The sequence below is a fragment of the Mycobacterium sp. genome, assembly GCF_044223235.1.
GTDB lineage: Bacteria > Actinomycetota > Actinomycetes > Mycobacteriales > Mycobacteriaceae > Mycobacterium.
The window spans coordinates 12,715-35,825 of record NZ_JBGAME010000018.1 but is presented as its reverse complement, the minus strand read 5'-3'; the positions used below and the strand labels follow the sequence as shown (position 1 = coordinate 35,825).

The window sequence follows — 23,111 nt, the reverse complement described above, 5'->3', positions numbered from 1 at the left end:
GTTAATCCTCTCGCTCGGCACGTGGACGTCCGGTTTGCACAACCCCGGCCGCGCAGCCTGTGTTCCCCGTCGAGGGCTAGGGTTGACCGGTGTGGCACTTCCCAATCTGACCAGAGACCAGGCCGCTGAGCGCGCGGCCCTGGTGACCGTCAACAACTACCGCATCGAACTCGACCTCACCGACTCACACGCCGGACCGGGTGAGCATACGTTCCGGTCGGTCACCACCGTCGAATTCGACGCCCTGGCCGGCGCCGACAGCTACATCGACCTCGCCGCCGACACGATTCGCGCCGCCACCCTGAACGGAAACGACATCGACGTGTCGGAGTACGACGAATCCACCGGTGTCCCATTGCGGGGGCTGGCCGCCCACAACGTCGTCGTCATCGACGCCGACTGCCGGTACTCCAACACCGGAGAGGGTCTGCACCGGTTCGTCGACCCCGTCGACAACGAGGTGTACCTCTACTCGCAGTTCGAGACCGCCGACGCCAAGCGGATGTTCGCGTGCTTCGACCAGCCCGACCTCAAGTCGACCTTCGACGTCATCGTCACCGCCCCGTCGCACTGGGAAGTGGTGTCCAACGGCGCCACCGTGAGCGCCGAGCGCCAGGACACCACCGGCGCCACCACCCACACCTTCGCCACTGCGCCGCGGATGAGCACCTACCTGGTGGCGCTGATCGCCGGACCGTACGCGGTGTGGCGGGACCGTTACTCCGACGCCCACGGCGAGATCCCACTGGGCCTGTTCTGCCGTAGGTCGCTGCAGGAGTTCATGGACTCCGAGCGGTTGTTCACCGAGACCAAGCAGGGATTCGGCTTCTACCACAACAACTTCGGTGTGCCCTACGCATTCGGCAAGTACGACCAGCTGTTCGTGCCGGAGTTCAACGCGGGCGCCATGGAGAACGCCGGCGCGGTGACGTTCCTGGAGGACTACGTCTTCCGCAGCAAGGTCACCCGCGCCTCCTACGAGCGCCGCGCCGAAACCGTGCTGCACGAGATGGCGCACATGTGGTTCGGCGACCTGGTGACCATGCAGTGGTGGGACGACCTGTGGCTCAACGAGTCGTTCGCGACCTTCGCATCCGTGCTGTGCCAGGCGGAGGCCACCGAGTACGACCAGGCGTGGACGACGTTCGCCAACTCGGAGAAATCGTGGGCCTACCGGCAGGACCAGCTTCCGTCGACTCACCCGGTGGCCGCCGACATCCCCGACCTGCACGCGGTCGAGGTCAACTTCGACGGCATCACCTACGCCAAGGGCGCCAGCGTGCTCAAGCAACTGGTCGCCTATGTCGGCCTGGAGTCGTTCCTGGCCGGCCTGCGGGACTACTTCCGCGACCATGCGTTCGCCAACGCGACGTTCGGTGATCTGCTCGGCGCGCTGGAGAAGGCGTCGGGTCGCGATCTGTCCGGCTGGGGCCGCCAATGGCTGAAGACCACCGGGCTCAACACGCTGCGGCCGGAGTTCGATCTGGACGACCAGGGCCGCTTCACCCGGTTCGCGATCAGCCAGGGCGGGGCCAAGCCCGGTGCCGGGGAGACCCGGGTGCACCGGCTGGCCGTCGGCATCTACGCCGACGACGGGTCGGGCAAGTTGGTGCGCGTGCACCGTGAGGAACTCGACGTCGAAGGCGACCTCACCGACGTGCCTGCACTGCAGGGCATCCCGCGGGGCAAGCTGATCCTGGTCAACGACGACGACCTGACCTACTGCTCGCTGCGGCTTGACCCCGACTCGCTGCTGACGCTGCTGAGCCGGATCGCCGACATCGCCGAACCGCTGCCCCGCACGCTGGCCTGGTCGGCGGCGTGGGAGATGACGCGCGAAGCCGAACTGAAAGCCCGCGACTTCGTCGCGCTGGTGCAGGCCGGCATCCACGCCGAGACGGAGGTCGGCGTCGCACAGCGGCTGCTCCTGCAGGCCCAGGCGGCTCTCGGCTCCTACGCCGAGCCGGTGTGGGCCACCGAGGAAGGCTGGCCCGCATTCGCCGACCGGCTGCTGGAGCTGGCCCGCGGTGCCGAACCCGGATCGGACCATCAGCTCGCCTACGTCAACGCGCTGTGCACGTCGGTGCTGTCGAGCCGGCACGTCGCCGTGCTCGCCGATCTGCTCGACAGTGCTGAATCTGCCGACCGCCCCGGCCGGGGACTGCCGGGCCTGACGGTCGACACGGACCTGCGCTGGCGGTTGGTCACGGCGCTGGCCGCCGCGGGTGACATCGACGCCGATGGCACCGCCACCCCGTTCATCGACGCCGAGGCGCAACGGGATCCGACCGCGGCCGGGCGGCGCAGCGCGGCAGCCGCATCGGCGGCGCGGCCGCAAGCCGCGGTCAAGGAAGCGGCGTGGCAGCAGGTCATCGAGGATGACACCCTCGCCAACATCACCGCCCGCGCGATCATCGGCGGGTTCGTGCGGCCCGGCCAGGGTGAACTGTTGCAGCCCTTCACGGCGCGATACTTCGAGGCGATCCCCGGGGTGTGGGAGCGCCGGTCCAGCGAGGTGGCCCAGACGGTGGTGGTCGGCCTGTACCCGTCGTGGGACATCAGCGAGGAGGGCCTTGCCGCCGCCGACACGTTCCTCGCCGGTGAAGTACCTCCGGCGTTGCGGCGGCTGGTGCTGGAAGGCCGTGCGGGCGTCGAACGAGCGCTGCGGGCGCGCGCCTTCGACGTCAGCTGACGCGAGATAGCGTTCCCGGTCGTGAAATCGCGTGAAGCACGACCGGGAACGCTATCTCGGTGAAACTCAGGCGGGTGAGACGCCGGCGCTCATCACCCGCACGGCGCTGATCAGCCCGTCGATCAGGTTGCCCTCCTTGAAGGCGGAGGCCGCCGCGGACACCCCGAGCGGTGCGGCGGTCTCGATGCCGCGGCCCTTGAGTTCGGAGCCGTACACGACCTCGATCGCGCGCTGGTCCGGCGACACCGCCAGCAGGACGGCGTTATCCGGCGTCGGCACCTTCGCCAGCACCTCGCGGGCGGTGACGACCGTGTCCTCACCAAGGCTGCCGACGTAGACGGCGAACCGGGCCTTCGCCGCGCGCGAACCGTACTTCAGCGCATCGTCGAGAACCACCAGGTCCTGGATCGGGAACGGGTAATGCAGCGACAGCTCGCCGGGTTCGGTGACCTTGGAGATGCGCCCGCTGGAGGTGATAGCCCAGCCGTACGGCAGCTGCGCGGGTACGACGGTCGCAACGTCACCACTTACCACTTGCGCCACCTCCAACGGTCAACGGGTGCGCGCCGTGTCCCCCGTGGTCGGCGGGTTCGTCGGCGGCCCACAGGATGGGTTCGTGCGTCCAGGGATCGGACAGTTTGTACGTCGCGGGATGCGGACCCTTCTTCCTGAAGATGAACAGGGCCAACACCCCCGCGATCGCTAAGGGCACTAGTACGAAAAGAGCGTGCATCATTGGGGTGCTCACGACGCAAACCGTAACCCACCAAACCGCTATGCCGCGCCCTCACCGAGGTATCGCACCCAGGCCGGGTCGAGTTCCTTGACCGTGGAAAGCAGCCGCCAGTGCTGACCCTTGGGCGGCACGGGCACCGACCGCAGGGTCCAGCCCAGCTCGGTGAGCAACCGGTCGGCCTTCTTGTGGTTGCAGGGTGAGCAGGCCGCAACGCAGTTCTCCCAGGAATGGTCACCGCCGCGGCTGCGGGGCACGACGTGGTCCACGGTGTCGGCCTTTGCGCCGCAGTAGGCGCAGCGAAACCGGTCCCTGTGCATCAGCGCCGCCCTGGTCATCGGGATGCGGGCCCGGTAGGGCACCCGCACATAGGACCGAAGGCGGATCACCGATGGGACGACGATGGTCCGGGTCGCCGAATGGATGATCGGGCCCGCCGGGTCGTCGTGCACGACGTCGGCCTTGCCGCACATCAGCATGATCACCGCACGCCGCAGCGGCAACGCCGTCAGCGGTTCGTAAGTGGAGTTGAGCAGCAGAACCCGGCGGCGGCCCCAGAGGGAGCCCTCGTGCCCGACCGGGACGTGGGGGTCGACGCTGTGCAGGGCCCGTGCGGGTGCCGGCGCCGGACCGGGTGGGCATGCCGGGACGCCGTGATGCCGGTGGCCGGCCCGCCGCAGAGGGCCGTTCTTGCGATGCGCCATTCGTCCTCCGACCGACAGTCCACCATGGATCGGCATCGATCGCACGGCAATTCCGTCCGTGTTCGCAGGTCAGTCCCGTGAACATCCGGTGACTTCGGTGCGCGAACCGCACGTAGGCCTGGTCATGCACAGCCGCAAACAACCTTCGGGCCGCAGACGCGAGGAGCGCCGCGAGGCGCACAGGGGAAACCGGCATGGTCCACAATGGACGCGATGAGTCACGTCGAACAGCAATCGTTCTATGACGCGGTGGGCGGCCACCAGACGTTCCACGCGATCGTCTCGCGCTTCTACGCGCTGGTGCGTGAGGACGAGATTCTGCACCCGCTGTATCCGGAGGACGACTTCGACGGCGCCGAAGAGCGGTTGCGGATGTTCCTCGAGCAGTACTGGGGCGGCCCGCGCACATACTCCGATCAGCGCGGCCATCCGCGGCTGAGGATGCGCCACGCACCGTTCCGGATCGGGTTCATCGAACGCGACGCCTGGCTGCGTTGCATGCACACGGCCGTCGCCTCGATCGACTCCGGCACCCTCGACGACGAACATCGCGCGACGCTGATTGCCTATCTGGAGATGGCGGCGCAGTCGATGGTCAACTCGGCGTTCTAGCGCCGATTCCGTACCCGCCCGCGCGATCGACGTGCCGCTTAGTCAGCGGGCCGCGGCTCACAGATCAGCAGCGGGATCTCGCGGTCGGTGTTGCGCTGATAGCCGCCGTAGCCCTTGTACGCCTTGACCACCTCGGGCCACAGCTCTGCCCGTTCCCCTGGGCTTGCGGTGCGGGCACGCATCGGCTTGGTCTCTCCGTTGACGGTCATGGTGACGTCCGGATGCGCGATCGCGTTCTTGTACCAGTCGGGGTGGTCCTGGTGGCCGCCCTTCGACGCCACCACGACGATGCGGTTGTCGTCGTGCACCGGACTGGTCAGCAGGTTGGAGTAGGGTTTGCCCGACTTGCGGCCGACGGTGTGCAACTCGACCGCCAGCATGCCCATGACGGTGCGGGGATACCGACCGCCGGTGAGCACGAGCATCGCGCGGTGGCCGTGCTCGAGTAGCCACGAGCCGATTTCGGCGGATCGATCGGATTTGCCCATCGTGGATACGCTAGCGCAGCACCAGCGCTGGGTCGCCACGGCGCCGATACACCGAGCCGAATCGCGCGTCGATGCGCAACCATGATGACATCGCTCGTACCCGGACGATCTCATCGGCCGGTACGGCCTGCGGATCCAGCGCCGCACCGTCGGCGGCCGGCCTCGACTGCGGCAGGAAACCCATTGCCGTCAAAGCGAGTACGCACCGCATCGGGATACCCACCGAAGCATCGCCGTAGCTGACCGCGACGACCTCCTGATCCAGCAACGACGGAGGCGGGCCGTGCGCGCCGGAGTGTTCCCTGGCCAGCGCCGAACCGCGTTGAGCCAGGTCGAGGATGATCCGGGCGGGCACATCGTCGAGGTGGGCGAATCCGCCGTCGGGCGGCAGCGCGCCACGCCACGCCGAATCCATCGGAAATCCCGGGTCGACGACGCCGGAGTGGTCGGCCTCCACCAGGCCCCTGGCCAGCGCATCGGCCCCGACGCTGATGTCGGCCGGCCTGATCCGGCCCACCACCACGCGGCTGGCCAGCACATCGAAACCGGTTGCCACCCAAGCGACTACCCGTTCGCCGGTGCTTATCCCCGGGTCGCTTCGCTCCTGCCCGCCGGTGCGCTGCCGCAGTCGGATCACCGCAGCCTCGTCCATCCTCAGCGCGCGGTCGGCGAAGACCGCCAGGTCCTTTCGGTCCGCGGCAGTGTCGATCCAGATTCCCCGCTCCCCTGCGACGGGCGTCATCCCCGCGACCAGCCAAGCAGGTAGTCGCGCTGCGCCTCCGAAAGCCGCTGCAGCCGTTGCTCTTCGATGTGCACGGCGGCCAGCTGCGTCTCGGCAACCACGGACGGCTTCGAGTCGGGTGCTGCGGCCACCGAGCGCACCTCGTAGCCAATGGTGAAGTCGACGGCCCGCACCCGCTTGGACCACATCGTCACCTGCAGCGGCGAGTCCATCAGCCGCAGCTGCCCCTTGTAGACGATGTTCACCTCGGCGATCAGCAGCCCGATCGTCGTGATCTCGGCACCGAAAGGCTCACGTAGGAAAGGGATCCGGGCCTCTTCGAGAATGGTGACCATGGTGGCGTGGTTGATGTGCTGGTACATGTCGATGTCGGACCATCGCACATGGACGGGGGCGACGAACCCCAGCGCCAACTCATCCGTCACCCAGAGACTCCAGTTCCGGTCGTGCGTGTCATGCTGCGGATCTGCCGGGCAGCTACCGACAGCGTCGCGAGATCACTAAGTTCGTCCCCGTAGATCTCGGTGAGCGTGCGGCGTGCCCTCGACACCCGCGACGTGTTGTTCAGCTCCCATTCGGCGATCTTCTGCTCACCGCTTTCGTCGGGCTCACCCACGGCGAGCACGTCGAAGCACAGCGAGCGCAGCGATCCATAGATGTCGTCGCGAATCGCCAACCGGGCCAGCGAATGCCAGCGGTCGTCGCGCGGCAGCTGGGACACCGCGGTCAGCAGACCATCGGTGCCGAGATGGTCCATCAGGGCGAAGTAGGTGTCGGCGACCTCGGCCGGGTCCCGATCGATGATGTCTGCGATGTCGATGACGTCGAGCAGGCTGAACTGGTACAGCCCGGTCGCCACGGTGTAGGCGAGCTCCGCTGTGGCGCCATGCGCAGCGAACTCCTCGGCCTCCTTGTTGACGATGACCTTGTCGTCACCGCGCAACCACTCCGACATCCTGGGTGTCAGCATCGCGACCTTCTTGGCGAACCGGTTGATCTCCGCGCCGACCGCCAGCGGTTGGGGCCGATAGTTCAGCAGCCAGCGCCCTGCCCGGTCGATCAGCCGGCGCAGGTCCAGCGTCATCCGGTCGGACACCGACACCGGCAGATCCGACGCGAGGATCTGCCGCCACACCGACCCGATGCCGAAGATTGCGTCGGTGGCCACATAGCTGCGCACCGCGTCCACCGGGCCGACGCCCACGTCCTCGGTGACCCGATACGCGTAGGTGATGCCTGCGGTGTCGACGAGGTCGTTGACGAGCATGGTCGTCACGATCTCCCGGCGCAGCTGATGGGAGCGGATCTCGTTGCCGAACTGGTCACGCAGCGTCGAGGGGAAATACCACGGCAGCCGCGCCGCGAACGCCTCCTGATCGGGCAGTTCGCTGGCGAGCAGGTCGTCCTTGAGCTCCAGCTTGGTGTGCGCCATCAGGGTGGCCAACTCCGGCGAGGTCAGGCCCAGCCCGGCCTCGGCGCGCCTGCGGATTTCCTTCTCCGACGGCAGCGCCTCCAGTTCACGATTGAGCCCGCGCTCCGCGGCGAACTCCTTGATCATCCGGGCGTGCACGGTGAGCAAGCTGGTCGCGTTGGCCCGGCTGGTGCCCATCAGGTCGTTCTGTTCGATGTTGTCGACGAGGACCAGCCGCCCGACCTCGTCTGTCATCGACACAAGCAGTGCCGCCCGCTCACCCTCGTCGACTTTGCCCGCGGTGACCAGCGAATCGATCAGGATCTTGATGTTGACTTCGTGGTCGGAGCAGTCGACACCGGCGGAGTTGTCAAGGGCGTCGGTGTTGATGCGGCCGCCGGCCAGGTCGAACTCGATCCGGCCCCGCGAGGTGACGCCCAGGTTGCCGCCTTCGCCGATCACCTTGGCCCGCACCTGATTTCCGTTGACCCTGACCGGATCGTTGGCACGGTCACCGACGTCGGCGTCCGATTCGGCCTCGGCCTTGACGTAGGTACCGATCCCGCCGTTCCACAGCAGATCCACCGGCGCCTTGAGTACGGCCTTGATCAGCGCGGGCGGTGTCATCTCGGCCACGCTGTCCTCGATGCCCAGCGCGTCGCGGACCTCAGGGGTGATCGGGATGGACTTCTGCTCGCGGCTGTATACCCCGCCGCCCTCACTGATCAGCGACCGGTCGTAGTCCTCCCAGCTGGATCGGGGCAGGTCGAACAGCCGCTTGCGTTCCTCCCACGACGACGCCGCGTCGGGGTTGGGGTCCAGGAAGATGTGCATGTGATTGAAGGCTGCGACCAGCCGTATGTGCGGAGAAAGCAACATGCCGTTGCCGAAAACGTCGCCGGCCATGTCGCCGATGCCGACGACGGTGAAATCCTCGGTCTGCGTGTCGACACCCATCTCGCGGAAATGCCGTTTGACCGATTCCCACGCGCCCTTGGCAGTGATGCCCATGGCCTTGTGGTCATAGCCCACCGACCCGCCCGAAGCGAACGCATCGCCCAGCCAGAAGCCGTAGGACAGCGCGACCTCGTTGGCGATGTCGGAAAAGGTGGCGGTGCCTTTGTCGGCCGCCACGACCAGATAGGCGTCATCGCCGTCGCGCCGCACCACAGCTGCGGGTGGAACGATGGCGCCCGTCGCCCTGTCGACGTTGTCGGTGACGTCGAGCAGGCCGGCGATGAACAGCTTGTAGCAGGCGACGCCCTCGGCGCGCTGGGCGTCGCGGTCGGCGCCCGGGTCGCCGGTGGCCAGCGGCGGATGCTTGACAACGAAGCCGCCCTTGGCGCCGACCGGCACGATGACCGCGTTCTTCACCGCCTGGGCCTTGACCAGGCCGAGGACCTCGGTGCGGAAGTCCTCCCGCCGATCCGACCAGCGCAGACCACCGCGCGCGACGTTGCCGAACCGCAGGTGTACGCCCTCCACCCGCGGTGAGTAGACGAAGATCTCGAATCGCGGACGCGGCAACGGTAATTCGTCGATCAGGCCGGGATTCAGCTTCAGCGACAACACGTTCTGGTGCCGCGCCGACCCCGTGCCGCGGATGAAATAGTTCGTGCGCAGTGTCGCCTGGATCATCGATGCGAATGCCCGCAGCACCCGGTCGGTGTCCAAGCTGACCAGCGCGTCGATGTCGGCCGCCACCGCGGCGGCGGCGCTCTGCGCGTCGCGCCGGGTGGTCGCGCCCTGCTGGTTGGCATCGGGATCGAAGAGGGCTTCGAACAGCTCCACCAGCGAGCGCGTCGTGCGCGCATTGCTGTTGAGCACGGTCTCGATGTGGGACTGGCTGTACGGAAAACCCGCCTGACGCAAGTACTTTGCATATGCCCGCAGCACCACGACCTGTTGCCAGGTGAGGCCTGCCCGCATGACGAGTTCGTTGAACCGGTCGATCTCGATGCGGCCATGCCAGATGGCGGTGACCGCGTCGGCGAACCGTGCCGCGCTGGCTTCCTGCTCGGGTCCGGGCGGCGCCTCCGGGATGCTGGGATGCGGCTTGATCTTGAACTGATAGATCCACACCGGCAGGCCGCTCGGGCGGGTCACGGTGAACGGCCGCTCCTCGAGCACCACGACACCCATCGACTGCAGCATGGGCAGCAGTTGGCTCAGCGACGCCGACTGACCGCCGAGATACCATGTCAGCTGGGCAACCCGGTCGTCCCCACCCTCGGTCAACGTCAGCTTCACCGAATCGTTCTGCAACTCTTCGATGATCGCGATGTCGTTGAGCGCCTCCAGCGGCGTAACCGCCTGCTTGAAGTCGTCGGGGAAGGCCACCGAGTAGTGCTCGGCGGTGGCCTGGTCGATGAATCCGGTCCTGACCGCACCCATCAGGCGGTCTGCCCAGGTGCGGGCGGCCTCGGTCAGCAACTGCTGGATACGGGTTTCGTTCTCCAGCGATGTATCGATCCGCCTGCGGTCCAGCCCGTCGGGCATCTTAACGGTGAAATGCACCACCGCCCACGGCGATTCACTCACCCGCGCGGTGTACTCGATGCCGACCCCGCCCAGCTCGCGGACCAGGATGTCCTGCATTTCCAGCCGAACGGCGGTGGTGTAGCGGTCGCGCGGCAGGTACACGAGGCAGGACACAAAATGCGCGAGCTGATCACCACGTAGGAACAGCAGCGCCCGGCGCCGCGAGCCGAGCTCGACCACGGCCATCGCCATCTCGAGCAGGTCGGTCGGGCTCAACGCGAACAGTTCCGGGCGCGGGATGGTCTGGATGATGTCGAGCAGCAGCAGTCCCGGATGGCTCGGATCCTGCTGCGCCATCGCCAGCGCCTCGTTGACCCGCCGCGAGATCAGCGGTATCTCCAGCACATTGGCGTTCATGGCGGCGACGGTGAACAACCCGACGAAGCGGTGTTCGACCGCGGTTGGCGCGTCAGGGCGGGCATCCCGATCCGTGCGCAGGTTCTCGCGGACGACGACGATGTAGGGGAAGGCGCGGTAGCGCAGGAAGCTGGGAATGGTGGCCTGTGCCAACACGAGCAGATCGTCGGGGCCGGTCAGCGGTGGAAGAACGTCGCGTCGCAGCCGCAGCACCCCCAGCCGGCTCGCCTCGTCGACGGACGACTGCCCGTCGTGCACCGGGCAAAGCTGGTAGCCGAGTAGGACGAAATGGCCGTCGGCCAGCCAGCGCAGCAGCGCCGCCACGTCCTTGCGGTCCGCGCCGGGGAACCGCCCCTGGAGTGCCGTCTCCAGTTCGTTGGCCAGGCGGAAGAGGGTCGCATTCATCGGACCCGAGTCGGCGGCGACCTGACGGGCGTCGGCGAGGATGTTCGGCAGCAGCCGGCGAGCCTCGTCCAGCGCGCGCCGATCCGGCGATTCGGCGAGCTTGATGTGAATCCAGGTCTCGTCGGTGCCCTCGCGGGCGGCGCCATCCGTCGCGGGCCGGATGTCCAATAACTCCCCGCCGCGACCCCTGCGCACCCGGAACACCGGGTTCATGATCGCGCGGTAGGCGACCCCGAGGCGGTGCAGCATCACCGTGACGGAGTCCATCAGCATCGGGGTGTGGTCGGTGACGATCTGCAGTGCCGGACCGAACCCGCCTGCATCGTCTGCGGTGTAGGTGGCGACCCTGGTCTCGCCGGGCGCACGGTGGCTGCCGAGCCGATGGTGAGCGGTCACCAGCGCGGGCGACACCACCCGGCCCTCACCAGTGCGGTCCAGCGGACCGGTCACCGCCGAATCGGCGCCTGGCGCATCGCCCTGAGGTCCGTGATAGGTGGCGAGGTAAGCCCGTGCCAGCCCTTGCATCGCGTCGGGAGGAAGCGGTCTCGGGTCGCTTCGCTCATGTCCCAACGCTCCCGGATACACCGTCATGCGAACCACTCCTGACTCACACCCGCGTACCGGCCGTCGTTGGCTGCCGCCGCACGCCCGTTTCAGGACCACGACGGCATGGCACGCAGATGCGACATTAGTCCCGTGTGAGGCGCCGGTGGGTCACCCTGTGCGGACGGGCCGCATCGGCGCCCAGCCTCTGCACCTTGTTCTCCTCGTAAGCCGCGAAATTGCCCTCGAACCAAAACCATTTGGCCTCGCTGTCGGCGTCGCCCTCCCACGCCAGAATGTGGGTGCAGGTCCGGTCGAGGAACCAGCGGTCGTGCGAGATCACCACCGCGCAGCCCGGGAAGTTCTCCAGCGCGTTCTCCAGCGAACTCAGCGTCTCGACATCGAGGTCGTTGGTCGGCTCGTCGAGCAGGATCAGGTTGCCGCCCTCCTTGAGCGTCAGCGCCAGATTCAGCCGGTTACGTTCACCACCGGACAGCACGCCCGCCGGCTTCTGCTGATCGGGCCCTTTGAACCCGAATGCGGACACATACGCCCGCGACGGGATCTCGTTCTGCCCGACCTCGATGTAGTCGAGTTTGTCCGACACCACTTCCCACACGGTCTTCTTCGGGTCGATGCCGCCGCGACTCTGGTCGACATAGGACAGCTTGACCGTTTCGCCGATCTTGACGGTGCCGCTGTCGGGCTCCTCCAACCCGACGATGGTCTTGAACAGGGTGGTCTTGCCGACACCGTTCGGCCCGATGACACCGACGATGCCGTTGCGCGGCAGCGTGAACGACAGATCCTTGATCAGCGGCCGCCCGTCGAATCCCTTGTCGAGGTGCTCGACCTCGACAACGACGCTGCCCAGCCGCGGCCCCGTCGGGATCTGGATCTCCTCGAAGTCGAGCTTGCGCGTCTTCTCGGCTTCTGCAGCCATCTCCTCGTAGCGCTGCAATCGAGCCTTGCTCTTGGCCTGGCGGGCCTTGGCACCCGAACGCACCCAGGCCAACTCATCCTTGAGGCGTTTCTGGAGTTTGACGTCCTTACGGCCCTGCACCGCGATCCGTTCGGCCTTCTTCTCCAGATAGGTGGAGTAGTTGCCCTCGTACGGGTAGGCCCGGCCGCGGTCGAGTTCGAGGATCCATTCGGCCACGTTGTCCAGGAAGTAGCGGTCGTGGGTGACGGCAAGGATCGCGCCCTTGTAGTCGGCCAGATGCTGTTCGAGCCACTGGACGCTTTCGGCGTCGAGATGGTTCGTCGGTTCGTCGAGCAGCAGCAGATCCGGTTTGGACAGCAACAGCTTGCACAGCGCCACCCGGCGCCGCTCGCCTCCGGACAGGTGGGTGACCGGCTCGTCGGGCGGTGGGCAGCGCAGCGCGTCCATCGCCTGCTCGAGCTGTGAGTCGAGGTCCCAGGCGTCGGCGTGATCCAGATCTTCCTGCAGCCGGCCCATCTCCTCCATCAGCTCGTCGGAGTAGTCGGTGGCCATCAGCTCGGCCACCTCGTTGAACCGGTCGAGCTTGACCTTGATCTCGCCGAGGCCCTCCTCGACGTTGCCGCGAACGGTCTTCTCCTCGTTCAGCGACGGCTCCTGCTGCAGAATGCCGACACTGGCACCGGGCGCCAGGAAGGCGTCGCCGTTGTTCGGTGTGTCCAGGCCGGCCATGATCCGCAAGACGCTCGACTTGCCCGCCCCGTTGGGGCCGACGACGCCGATCTTCGCGCCCGGAAGGAAGTTCAGGGTGACGTCGTCAAGAATCACCTTGTCGCCGTGCGCCTTGCGGACCTTCCGCATCGTGTAGATGAATTCGGCCATGCCGTGGTGTTGCCTTTCTGAACGCGCTTCGTGTGAATGCCCGCGGCCCATCCTAGGCGTGGCCGGTGACGCTACGCCGACAGTGGCAGCGCCTCCGCGTCGATGACGTCTGCAGGGTCGGTCGCGGCGTCGGCTCGGGTCGCTTCGTCGGTCTCCGCCGCGCCGCCGTCGTCGACGTCCGCAGCGCCGTGGGCCGGGCTGGCACCGGTGCCGTCCGTCAACGTCGCATCGCCCGGCATGCCCGGGCCGGACAGCCGCAGGTTCTCCACCGCGGCGATCGATCGCGAGAGGTCGGGGCCGACCGCGGTCGCGCGCACCTCCACCGATGAGCGACGGTTACCCTCGCGGTCCTCGTACTCGCTGGTGTAGACGTATCCGGAGACGATGACCGGCAGTCCTTTCCGCAGCGAGCCCGCCACTCCGGTGACAAGGCGCCCCCAGCAGTTGACCGTGACGAACAACGAGTTGCCGGGCTCCCACGACCCGTCGGCGGTGCGTCGCCGCGAATTGCTGGCGACCCGGAATTTGACCACCTCCTGATCGCCGACCTTGCGCCGGACGAGATCGGTGACGATGGTGCCGACGATCGTGAACGGTGTCTCGAACATTGTTTATTCCTTCCAGTCGTGTACCCGCCCGGCGGACTCGCTTGCAGGTCGCGTCGCCGTGGCACCCCATTGACCGTCGCGGCGCCGACACGATCCGCCCGAGGGGACACGCGAGGCCCGCGGATGTGGATGAATCCCGCATTGTGGATAAACCCCACATAGGTTGTTCGGCATGAGCCCGTGGATCAGCGAACGGTCGGCCGGGGAGGTGGCCGCCGAGCTGGCGCGGTCCCGTGGCCCGCTGGCGGGAGTGCGGCTGGCGTTGGACGACAGTGTGGACGGCGGCCTCCGTGACAGTCTGGTCGGCGGCCTCGACGGCGGCCCGGTGGCCGCGCTGTGCGGCGCGGGGGCGGTGGTGGTCGGAACGACCATCCGGGGCGGATGCCCGAACGCGATCAGCTGCGGTGCGGCCGACCTCGCCGTCGGCGCCGACTGCCATGACAGCGACACCGGCTACCGCGGCGTCGCGATCACGCCGACCGTGGGGACGATCGGCAACGGGGGTGTCGCGGCGGACAGCGAGGACAGACTGACGCTCTTCGCCTACGAGCTGGCACTGGCGAACCGCGCGATGGGAATCGTCGCCGCCGCCGCGCCGCGGCCATGGCCTGCCGACATCCGGCTGGCCGCCTCCCCGGAACCACTCGTCGCCGTGCCGGGCGACTGGCCCGCCGCAGACGGGCACCGGGCCGCATTCGACGCCGCCCTTGCCGCGCTGGCTGACGCGGGCGCCCGGTTCGTCGCCGTGGATATGGTTGAGGTGGACATGACGGCGGTCGCGGCGGCCGTGCCAGGTACCGAAGCATTGGTGGCGCCTGCGGTGTCTGCGCTCGCCGTGCCGTCCGGCCTGTGCGCGGTCCGGGTGGGCGAGGTCCGTGTGGTGGCCCGAGCGTACGACGACGCGGTGGCCCTCGATGTTGCGGCGCGCTCGTCGGGGGTTTCCCCGTCCGTGGGCGTGTGGCCGGCCGCCGCCGCCGACGTCGCCGAGTTGGTGGTGTTCGGCGCCCATCTACACGGCGGCCCGCTGGCTCACCAGCTGACCGATCTGGGCGCCCGCTGGGCGGGTGAGCTGACGACCGCACCGCACTACCGGATGACCGTGCTGCCGACCGTGCCGGCCAAACCCGCCGTCACGAGGGTGCCACACGGAACGTCCGGGGCCGGCCTGACGGGTCACCGATGGTTGCTGTCACCCGCGGCCCTCGGCCGGTTCCTCATGGCGTTGCCTGCGCCGATGCAGCTCGGCAAGGTCGAGTTCGACGACGGGACGTGGCGCACCGCGTTCGGCTGCGACGCGGCCGCGGCCACCGGCGTCGACATCAGCGGCTACGGGAGCTGGCCCGCCGCAATGGCCGCGGGGGCCATCTAGCCTGCCGAGTGCGCCGGTGCCTGCCGAGTGTGCCGGATGCGTCTGTTTCTGCACCATGGCCGTGAATCGCAGCGGCCACCACCACTATGCAGATCTCGGCGCAAGAGGCATACGGGTGAACGAGACGCACCCCCGGATAACGAAAGCGGGCACCCCGGCGTCGGGGTGCCCGCTCTCTGGTACGCGTTCAGCGGCCGCTGTGGCGGACGCTGGTGTCGACCTGCGGGACGTTCACCTGCGGCTGCAGGTCGTTGAGCCAGCCCAGCCGGTCCACACCGGCGGAGATGGTGTTACCCGGCTCCAGGACCGGAAGTGTGGCGTTGGCCGGGGCGGCCAGCCCGAAGAACGCGGTGGCAAGGGCGCCTGCGGCGAAGGTGGCGAATCCGAACTTCTTCATCTCGATCACTCCTGCGGTGTCTTATCGGCTCCGGGTTTTCCGTGCCGGTCTGACTGTGTAAACCAGCAGGTCAGCGCATTAATTCCGGTGGCAGCAATTTAGCGCCGCGTGGCAGAAACCGTCGGTTGCGTCAGCGTTCGGAGTGCTTGTCGCGGCGCGCCATCTCCGCCAGCATCGCGTTGTAGGCGGCCAGTTCGGCGTCCTCGTCGCGGTCGGCCGCACGGTCGAGCCTTGTCGCGGTGCGCTCGTCGCTACGGCGCCACTGCACGAGCAGAGCAACCATCACCAGGACCAGCGGTACTTCCCCCGCCGCCCACGCGATCCCACCCCCGAGGCGTTGATCACCGATCAGATCGGTGTGCCAGCTCAGGTCCAGTGAGCGGTAGAACCCTTCGCCAAGGACGTTGCGCATACCCATCAACGTCACACCGAAGAATGCGTGTAGGGGCAGCGACGCGAACACCATCGCCAACTTGCCCAGATGCGGGATGGGCCGCGGCGTCGGGTCGATCCCTATGACGACCCAGTAGAAGAGGTACCCGCTGAGCAGGAAATGCACGTTCATCAGGACGTGCGCGGCGTGGTTGCTCACCGCGGCGTCGAAAAGGCCGCCGTAGTAGAGCCCGTAGAAGCCGGCAACGAACATGACCGTCGCGACGACCGGATGGGTCAGGAACTGCGACACCCGGGAATGCAACGCCCCCAACAACCATTCCCGCGGGCCCGGCGGCGCGCCGCGGCCGGCGGGGGGCAACGCCCGCAGCGCCATGGTGACCGGCGCCCCCAATACCAGCAGGATGGGCACCAGCATGGACAACAGCATGTGAGCGACCATGTGCATGCTGAACATCGCGGGCATGTACGCGCCGAGCCCGGACGACGTCGTGAACAACAGCGTCGCGCAGCCGCACAGCCAGGCCAGGGTCCGGCCCACGGGCCACGCGTCGCCGCGGTGCCGCAGCCGCCGCAGACCTGCGAGGTATACCGCCGCCAACACGATTGCGGCGGAGCCGAACAGCAGGTCGAATCGCCACTCGGTGAGGATCCGGGCCAGCGTCGGGGGCCCGACCAGGTCGTATCCGATGGCCACCACCGCGGGGCTGGGTGTGGTGGTCACCGGCGGGGGCGGCGTACGGCCCAGCCCGACCGCGATACCGAACGCCACCCCGAACAGCACCGCCTCGACCAGCGCCAGGGTGACCAACGGGCGGCGGGCGGTCGGATCGGCCTGCAGTGCGGCCACGCCGCTGCGCCGCTGGCACCAGCCGACGACACCAAGCAGGCACAGGGCGACGACCTTGCCGACGATCAGCCAGCCGTACTCGGTATGCACCAGGTCGGCCGGCCGGATGCGCACCGCCGCGTTGACCACGCCGCTCAGCGCCATCGCCACGAAGCACCACAGTGCCAGCGCCGAGAATCGGCGGGCGGCGAGGTCGGCGTGGCCGCCCCCGCGGACGGCGTGGGCGAGCAGGGCCAGCAGTCCGCCCGCCCACAGCGCACCGGCGATCAGGTGAATGAACAGGCTGTTCGTGGCCATGTCGTGGGCGCCGCCCGCCGACGAGTGCCCGCTGAGGGCCAGCGGCACCAGCGTCAGCAGCGACCCGGCCAGCAGGATCGGCGTCCACGCCCACCGCAGCACGGGCAGGCTGGCGATCGTCACCGCGGCGGCAAGGAACGCGGTCCAGCGCCACGCCCCCGCGATGTCGACCAGGCTGGCGGCCGACCAGATGCTTATCGGGTTGAGATGGTCCAGCAGCGGCTGACCGGACACGTCGGACACCGTCAGCGGGACCAGCAGCGCCGCGCAGCACGTCCACACCGCCGACGCCGCGGTACCGAGCCGGAGCGCTCGATACCCGTCGGCGTCCAGGACGCCGTTGTGCTGCGGGGGCACCAGGAACGCCGCGAACAAAAACGACCCGACCGCCACGACGGCGGCGATCTCACCCGCGGCCCGGACGAACGGCAGCCCGTAGGTCGTGACCGGACCGGGGTCGGGCAGCCCGGAGGCGGTCAGGGCGTCGGCCAGCGACAGCGTGCCGATGCTTGCGGCGATCCCGCCTGCCAACAGGCCGATCCCGGCGAGCACGGGCCACACCCGATGGATGTGTGCGCGCATCGCCGTCGAGGTCATAGGGAAAGCGTATGGCGTGACGGCGGTCCCCCCGCCCGAGCACCCGCATCCGGCCCGATCGGGACCGCGGTTCGGTCAGCGTGTCCGCAGTCCGCGCAGCTCGATCTCGCGGTCGATGAAGTGCTGCGCCGACAACTGCTCGACGATGTCCAGATCGCCGAGGATGCCCCGCAGTTCGGCGAGGAAAGCCGACCGACGCTCGGCGAGGTCGGGACGCGCCTGCAACAGTCCCTGGTCCACCGCGACCTGCCGGGCAGTGCTGAACAGCAGCGCCGATACCGACTCGTTGCTGTGGACCCGGTGCTGAGCGGCGTACTGGCGACCGACCCCGAGAGCCAACTGGGTCAGATCCTTCTCGGCGATGGTCGCCGGAGCGTCGCGCAGCACGTCGGCGACGATCTCGTAGGCCTCGAAGAACGGCCGCAGCATGGCCGACGCGACCAGCGGCCGTTTGGCCTGCAGCATGGCGGTGATCTCCTCACCACCGGCCTGGACGTGCGCCTCCCAGTCGTCGATCCAGGACATCTCCTCGGCGAGGTGCCCGCGGAACGCGGCGGAGTCGGCGAAGTAGAAGTCGAACTTGAGCAGATCGCGCAGCCGCATCGCGTGCGACCAGAACGCCTCGAGACGGTCGGTATCGACCCGGGCGGCATAGGCGAGTGCCAGCTCGACGATCGAGGTCTCCAGGAACGCGTCGATGAGGGTGTTGCGGTAGAACGCGGCCTGATGCTCGTGCTCGCGGGCGATGTACCAGACCGGTTCGCGGCCCCCGTCGACCCGGGTGACGGGGTGACCGTTGGACAGCGCGTCGACCGCCGACCGGATGCCGTCAAGCGTCCGCAGCCGCAACGCGCTGTTGGTCATCGGGGTCTGCTTGCGTTCCAGGTAGTCCAGCGCATCCTGCAGCGCGTGGTGCAGCTGCTCGGCGGTCAGGGCCGTACCGCGGGTACTCAGCAGCAGCGCCGACACCAGCCCTGTCGCGTTGACCGGGGTGGCGCGCAGTATCCGCCACGCCACCTCGATGGCCATCTTCTGCATGGCCAGCCGTTTGGCCGCCTCGTCCTCGGCGACCGGTCCGCCGGGCTCGCCCAGGTACTGCCGCATCGACACCGCTTCGGGGAAGCGCACGTAGATCTTGCCGTAGCTGCGCTCGCCCTGCGCCTTGATGTAGTTGTACAGCCAGCTCAGACCCTCGGGCCGCTTCTCACCGCCCCTGGCATAGTCCGCATACTCGGCGGTCTCGTGCAACTGGTCGAAGCTGATCGAGACCGGTTGCAGCAGAATGTCATCGCTGCGCCCGGCGAGGTAGGCGTCGGCGACGTAGGCCAGCAGGCCCAACTTGGGCGGAAGCATCTTGCCGGTGCGCGACCTGGTGCCCTCGATCGACCAGCTCATGTTGAACCGCTTCTCGACGACGTAGCCGACGAATTCCTTGAGCACGTACTTGTACAGGGGATCCTCGGTGATGTTGCGCCGGATGAAGATGACACCGGACCGGCGCATCAACGGACCCATGAACCCGAACGCGAGGTTGATCCCGGCGAACATGTGCACCGGGGGCAGCCGGTTCTCCTGCATCGCCGCGGGCACCACCGCACCGTCCAGGTAGGACCGGTGCGAGAACAGCAGGACGGCGGGATGCGCCGCCAGCGCGCTCCGCAGCGCGTCGATTTCACTTCCGTCGTAATCGATCTCGGGATCGAAGCCGCGTTTGAAGATCAGCCTGCTGAGGTTGGGGATGAGGTCGACCGACACCCGGCTCCATCCGGTGGCAAGCTCGTCGAGCATCGCCCCGGCCCGTTCGACTGTGGCGCCGGGTATCGTCTCCAGCCCCGCGCGAAATCGCGCAGATGCCAGGATCTCCGGCTTTACCAGCCGCGGAGACTTGTACTCCGGCCCGAGCAGCCGGTACTCGACCCGCTCGATCGCGAGGATCGCCCGCCGGATGACGAATCGCGCGAAGTCGCCGGGATCCTCGGCGACGGTCGTTTCGCTCCATTGCTGGCGAAGTTCGGAGACCTTGGCCGGTTCACCCGCGACCACGCGGGCCCGTGACGGATCCTTCTTGAGAATTCGACGCTGCAACACCACCGGCGGACGGTAGGTGTCCCGGCCAGACAGGAAGGCCACCACTTTGGACCGGGTGGGAAGGCCACCGGGCACCCAGAACACCCGCACGGGCACCACCGACCGGTCCACGTCGGACTCCAGCTCGGCGGACAGCCGCGCCAGCACGTCCGGCGAGGGGTCATCGTGCTCGTCCAGATGCAGAACCTCGACCTTCGAGTCGGGATGCGTGCGGCGCTGGTCCGCCAGCCAGTCGTCGAGCAGTTCGCATTCGGCCTCGGAGGAGACCGCGGCGAGGACCAGCGCATCGTCGGAGGTGGTGAAGCTGTCCACACTGTCGACGGGCGCCTTCACGGCCGGCCCTTCGCGTTGAACTCCTGACCGCTATCGGCGGCCGAATCCGAGGTTCCTGCAGCCTTTTTGGCCGCGGCCTTCCTGGCGGGCGGTTTCTTGGGGGCGGTCTTGGCGCGCTCGTAGATGGCGGGCACCGGCAGGGTCCGGTACGGCCAATCCTTGAGTGCGTCGAGGTAGACCTGCCGCACCCCTTCGATGCGCTCTGCAAGGTTGTCCAGCGTCCAGTCGGCGACCGAGATCGGGGGGAACACCGCCACATCGACCGTACCAGGGTTGAACGTGCCCGAATTCCGCGCGGCGACGACCTCCGCGTTGCGGATCACGATCGGCACGATCGGAATGCCTGCCGACATCGCGATCCGGAACGCGCCCTTCTTGAACGGGCCGACCTCGGTGGTATCGATGCGCGTGCCCTCCGGCGCGATGAGGATCGAAATCCCTTTGCGCGCCAACTCTTCCACCTTCTGCAGGCCCTCCAGGGCTGCCTTGGGGTTGTCGCGATCGATGAACGCCGCGTCCATCACCTTGCCGAGCGTGCCGACGATCGGGTCCTTCTCCAATTCCTTCTTGCCGACACTGGTGAAGTTGTCGCGGATCAGGCTGGCGGCGATGACCGGATCGACCTGGTTGCGGTGGTTGAAGATGAAGACCGCGGGGCGCTGAGCGTCCAGGTTCTCGGCGCCGATGACATTTGTGCTGACGCCGGTGGCCAGCAACAGCGTCCTGGCCCAGTTGGACGTGAAGAAGTTGACGCCGGTGCGCCGGTCGCGGGCGAGCAGTCCAACGCCGATGGCGCTCGCCCCGATGGGCACCATGGATGCCACCCCGGCAACGGTGCGCAGCAACGAAATCGGGCTGCTCCCACTGCGGCTGGAGAACCGCAGCACGGGCCAGCCGCGTTTGGCCGCCACCGAGGCGAGCTTGCCTGCGGGGTTGGTGGGCCGGGGATTGCCGACCAGATACATGAGGGCGACGTCCTCGTCGCCGTCGGCGTAGAAGTAGCTCTTGGTCAGGTCGATACCGTGTTCCGCGGAAAATGCCTGGGCCGCGTTCGCCTTTCCCGGGCCCCAGATGATGGGCCTGAGCACCTCGCCGGTGATGAGCCCGTCGTCGTCGGTCTCGAACTTGTTGCTCAGCACATTCTCGATGCCGAGGAAGCGCGCCACCGGCTCGACCTGAACGGTCAGCGCCGAGGAGCTCAGCACGACGGTGTGACCCCTGGCCATGTGGGCGCGCACCAGCTCGCGCATCTCCGGATAGATGCGGTTCTGGATCTTCTGCACGAACAGCCGCTCGGCCAGCTCGTCGATATCGGTCAACGAGCTGCCGCGCAACATCCGTGCGCCCTTTCCGATCAGGTCCTCGAACTCCGACCGGCCGAGCTGATGATTCAGCCCGGCTTGCACCATGCCGATGAACTCACCGACGCCCATCTGGCCGCGTCGCAACCGGTCTCGCGTCATGACCACCCCGGTGAACCCGGCGACCAGGGTGCCGTCGAGGTCGAAGAACGCACCGACGTGCGGGCCGGGCGGGCTCGCCTCGATCTCGGCGACGGACCCCGGCAGCCGAAGGGTGCGCGGATTGGGGGCGATGTCGGGCTGGCCGTCTGGCGAACTCATTGTGGCGCACTCCCGTTGGATGAGGCGGGCTGGGCATCTACGGTATCCGCCGCGAACGACGCCGGGACGGCGCGTCCGTCGCCGCCGAGGGCGAGCACCTCGTCGAATCCGGCCAGCAGGCAGCGCGCGAAGAGCGCGGGGTTGGTGATCGACGCGCGATCGTAGCGGGCGGTGATGGTGCAGAAGCCGGATCTCGACATCAGCACGGCCATCATCGCAACCCCGGGCAGTGGACCGATCCCATACTGGCGCAGCACTTTTGCGCCGGCGATATAGGTGTCGCCGGCATAGACGGGTACGTTGCTGGCCTGCACGTCGGAGCTGACGATGGAACCGGCCATCGCCTCCAGCACGGTGTCGGGCATCAGGCTCAACACCGGCGCGATGGCCCCGGTGATGTCCAGGGCACGTTCCTCCCGCTTGCGAGTCATCTGCGAACGCACCTTGCGGATGCGGGCGCCCGGGTTGACGATGCCCACCGGGGCGGCCAGGTTGATTCCGGCGAAGCGGTTACCGCCCGCGGGGTCGGCCTCGGAGCGCAGGTTGACCGGCACCGCCATCGGCAGAGTCCGGATCGGCACGCCCAGTGCCTCGTGGTAGAGCCGCAACGCGCCACACAGCCCGGCGAGATAGGCGTCGTTGATCGACCCGCCTGCGGCCTTGGCCGCCCGGTGCAGATCGCTGAGCGGGACGTAGATCGCCTCGGTGCGAGATGACAGGCTGCGCCGGCGCAGCAGCGGGGACGGCTCGGAGACGGGCGCGATGACGCGGGCGCCCGAGAGCGCATAGTCCACCACCCCACCGACGGCACGGATCGGATCCCGAAGCAGCCGCCAGTACGCCTGCGCGGTGCCGCCGACGACGTCGACGACGCCGCCGAGGAGCGTCAAGGGGAGCCGGTTGATGCCGTGGCGCATCAGCTCGTTGGGTGAGAGGTCCTCCGGGATCGGTAGCGGCGGTGGCGGCTGCGGCGGCGGGTCGCGCTCCAGGTCGTAGAGGTTGGCGAACATCTCCACGCCGCCGACGCCGTCGGTGACCGCGTGGCTGAGATGCACCATGGTCGCGGCCTTGCCGCCGGTGAGGCCCTCGACGAGGGTCGCCGTCCACAGCGGCCGGGAGATGTCCAGCGGCGACTGCAGGCCGACCTCGGCGAGGTCGAGGACCTCGCGCAACGTCCCCGGCTCGGGGACGCGCACCCGCCGCACGTGGTAATCCAGGTTGAAATCCGGGTCGACCACCCACCGCGGCGCCGCAGTCGGCAGTGTGGGCATGACCACCTTCTGACGCAGTCGCAGCACCTTGCGCGAGGCCATCTCGAAGCGCGTCCTGAAACGCTCCCAGTCGGGCGTGGTATCGAGGATCTCAAGCGTCATGATGCCCGAGCGAGTACGCGGATTCGCCTCGCCGCGGTGCAGAATCTGGTCGAATGCGCTGAGCTCATCCGGCAGTCCGGTAGCTTCCAGTTCCGGCTCGTCACTCATCGCTGGCCCGTCCCCTCCTATCGCCC

At 67.9% G+C, this 23,111-nt stretch carries 17 protein-coding genes; 3 read left to right on the top strand and 14 right to left on the bottom strand.

Annotated features, from left to right (window positions below; all coding sequences use genetic code 11):
* Nucleotides 1-91 precede the first annotated feature (91 nt).
* A complete protein-coding gene (gene pepN / locus ADBZ6K_RS19110) occupies nt 92-2,692 on the top strand; it encodes an aminopeptidase N (RefSeq protein WP_526349550.1) in 2,601 nt (866 codons plus the stop codon).
* 66 nt (nt 2,693-2,758) lie between these two features.
* Here the strand turns inward: pepN and ADBZ6K_RS19105 are convergent, their stop codons facing one another.
* From ADBZ6K_RS19105 to ADBZ6K_RS19095, 3 genes are read right to left on the bottom strand one after another with little or no spacing between them, the layout of a single operon-like run.
* A complete protein-coding gene (locus ADBZ6K_RS19105; protein ID WP_526349548.1) occupies nt 2,759-3,226 on the bottom strand; it encodes a DUF5130 family protein in 468 nt (155 codons plus the stop codon).
* Nucleotides 3,213-3,440: an aa3-type cytochrome oxidase subunit CtaJ gene (gene ctaJ, locus ADBZ6K_RS19100; RefSeq protein ID WP_526349546.1), complete on the bottom strand. Its 228-nt coding sequence runs from the start codon at nt 3,438-3,440 to the stop codon at nt 3,213-3,215. Before ctaJ ends, ADBZ6K_RS19105 begins: the two co-directional genes overlap by 14 nt.
* 26 nt (nt 3,441-3,466) lie before the next feature.
* A complete protein-coding gene (locus tag ADBZ6K_RS19095; protein ID WP_526349544.1) occupies nt 3,467-4,129 on the bottom strand; it encodes an HNH endonuclease signature motif containing protein in 663 nt (220 codons plus the stop codon).
* 213 nt (nt 4,130-4,342) lie between these two features.
* On the opposite strand from ADBZ6K_RS19095, the gene ADBZ6K_RS19090 reads away from it, so the two are divergent.
* Entirely contained in the window at nt 4,343-4,741 is a 399-nt protein-coding gene (locus ADBZ6K_RS19090) for a globin (protein ID WP_526349542.1), read from the top strand.
* Nucleotides 4,742-4,779: 38 nt separating this feature from the next.
* On the opposite strand, the gene ADBZ6K_RS19085 is transcribed toward ADBZ6K_RS19090, so the two are convergent.
* From ADBZ6K_RS19085 to ADBZ6K_RS19060, 6 genes are all read right to left on the bottom strand, one after another.
* The gene (locus ADBZ6K_RS19085) at nt 4,780-5,229 is read right to left on the bottom strand and encodes a nitroreductase family deazaflavin-dependent oxidoreductase (RefSeq protein ID WP_526349540.1); all 450 of its coding nucleotides are present in this window, start codon (nt 5,227-5,229) and stop codon (nt 4,780-4,782) included.
* 10 nt (nt 5,230-5,239) lie between these two features.
* Nucleotides 5,240-5,971: a DUF8185 domain-containing protein gene (locus tag ADBZ6K_RS19080; RefSeq protein ID WP_526349538.1), complete on the bottom strand. Its 732-nt coding sequence runs from the start codon at nt 5,969-5,971 to the stop codon at nt 5,240-5,242.
* Nucleotides 5,968-6,384, bottom strand: a complete 417-nt coding sequence (locus ADBZ6K_RS19075; protein ID WP_526349679.1) for an acyl-CoA thioesterase — start codon at nt 6,382-6,384, stop codon at nt 5,968-5,970. The genes ADBZ6K_RS19080 and ADBZ6K_RS19075 overlap by 4 nt, the downstream gene beginning before the upstream one ends.
* Before the next feature lie 8 nt (nt 6,385-6,392).
* On the bottom strand, nt 6,393-11,276 hold the full coding sequence (locus ADBZ6K_RS19070; RefSeq protein ID WP_526349536.1) for an NAD-glutamate dehydrogenase: 4,884 nt from the start codon (nt 11,274-11,276) through the stop codon (nt 6,393-6,395).
* Nucleotides 11,277-11,373: 97 nt separating this feature from the next.
* Complete coding sequence (ettA, locus tag ADBZ6K_RS19065; RefSeq protein ID WP_526349534.1) at nt 11,374-13,050, bottom strand: energy-dependent translational throttle protein EttA; 1,677 nt, start codon at nt 13,048-13,050, stop codon at nt 11,374-11,376.
* Between the two features lie 71 nt (nt 13,051-13,121).
* A complete protein-coding gene (locus ADBZ6K_RS19060) occupies nt 13,122-13,658 on the bottom strand; it encodes a single-stranded DNA-binding protein (protein ID WP_526349532.1) in 537 nt (178 codons plus the stop codon).
* A 172-nt stretch (nt 13,659-13,830) separates the two neighbouring features.
* Here ADBZ6K_RS19060 and ADBZ6K_RS19055 point away from each other — a divergent pair, with 172 nt between their 5' ends.
* A complete protein-coding gene (locus ADBZ6K_RS19055; protein WP_526349530.1) occupies nt 13,831-15,027 on the top strand; it encodes an allophanate hydrolase-related protein in 1,197 nt (398 codons plus the stop codon).
* Between the two features lie 187 nt (nt 15,028-15,214).
* Here the strand turns inward: ADBZ6K_RS19055 and ADBZ6K_RS19050 are convergent, their stop codons facing one another.
* The 5 genes from ADBZ6K_RS19050 to ADBZ6K_RS19030 all read right to left on the bottom strand — a co-directional run bounded on the left by ADBZ6K_RS19050 (nt 15,215) and on the right by ADBZ6K_RS19030 (nt 23,085).
* Nucleotides 15,215-15,424, bottom strand: coding sequence for a hypothetical protein (locus tag ADBZ6K_RS19050; RefSeq protein ID WP_526349528.1), 210 nt, complete (start codon nt 15,422-15,424; stop codon nt 15,215-15,217).
* A 130-nt stretch (nt 15,425-15,554) separates the two neighbouring features.
* On the bottom strand, nt 15,555-17,561 hold the full coding sequence (locus ADBZ6K_RS19045; protein WP_526349526.1) for a bifunctional copper resistance protein CopD/cytochrome c oxidase assembly protein: 2,007 nt from the start codon (nt 17,559-17,561) through the stop codon (nt 15,555-15,557).
* Nucleotides 17,562-17,636: 75 nt separating this feature from the next.
* Nucleotides 17,637-19,982, bottom strand: coding sequence for a glycerol-3-phosphate 1-O-acyltransferase (locus ADBZ6K_RS19040; RefSeq protein WP_526349524.1), 2,346 nt, complete (start codon nt 19,980-19,982; stop codon nt 17,637-17,639).
* A complete protein-coding gene (locus ADBZ6K_RS19035; protein WP_526349522.1) occupies nt 19,979-21,604 on the bottom strand; it encodes an HAD-IB family hydrolase in 1,626 nt (541 codons plus the stop codon). The genes ADBZ6K_RS19040 and ADBZ6K_RS19035 overlap by 4 nt, the downstream gene beginning before the upstream one ends.
* Entirely contained in the window at nt 21,601-23,085 is a 1,485-nt protein-coding gene (locus tag ADBZ6K_RS19030) for a wax ester/triacylglycerol synthase family O-acyltransferase (protein ID WP_526349520.1), read from the bottom strand. The genes ADBZ6K_RS19035 and ADBZ6K_RS19030 overlap by 4 nt, the downstream gene beginning before the upstream one ends.
* Nucleotides 23,086-23,111 lie beyond the last annotated feature (26 nt).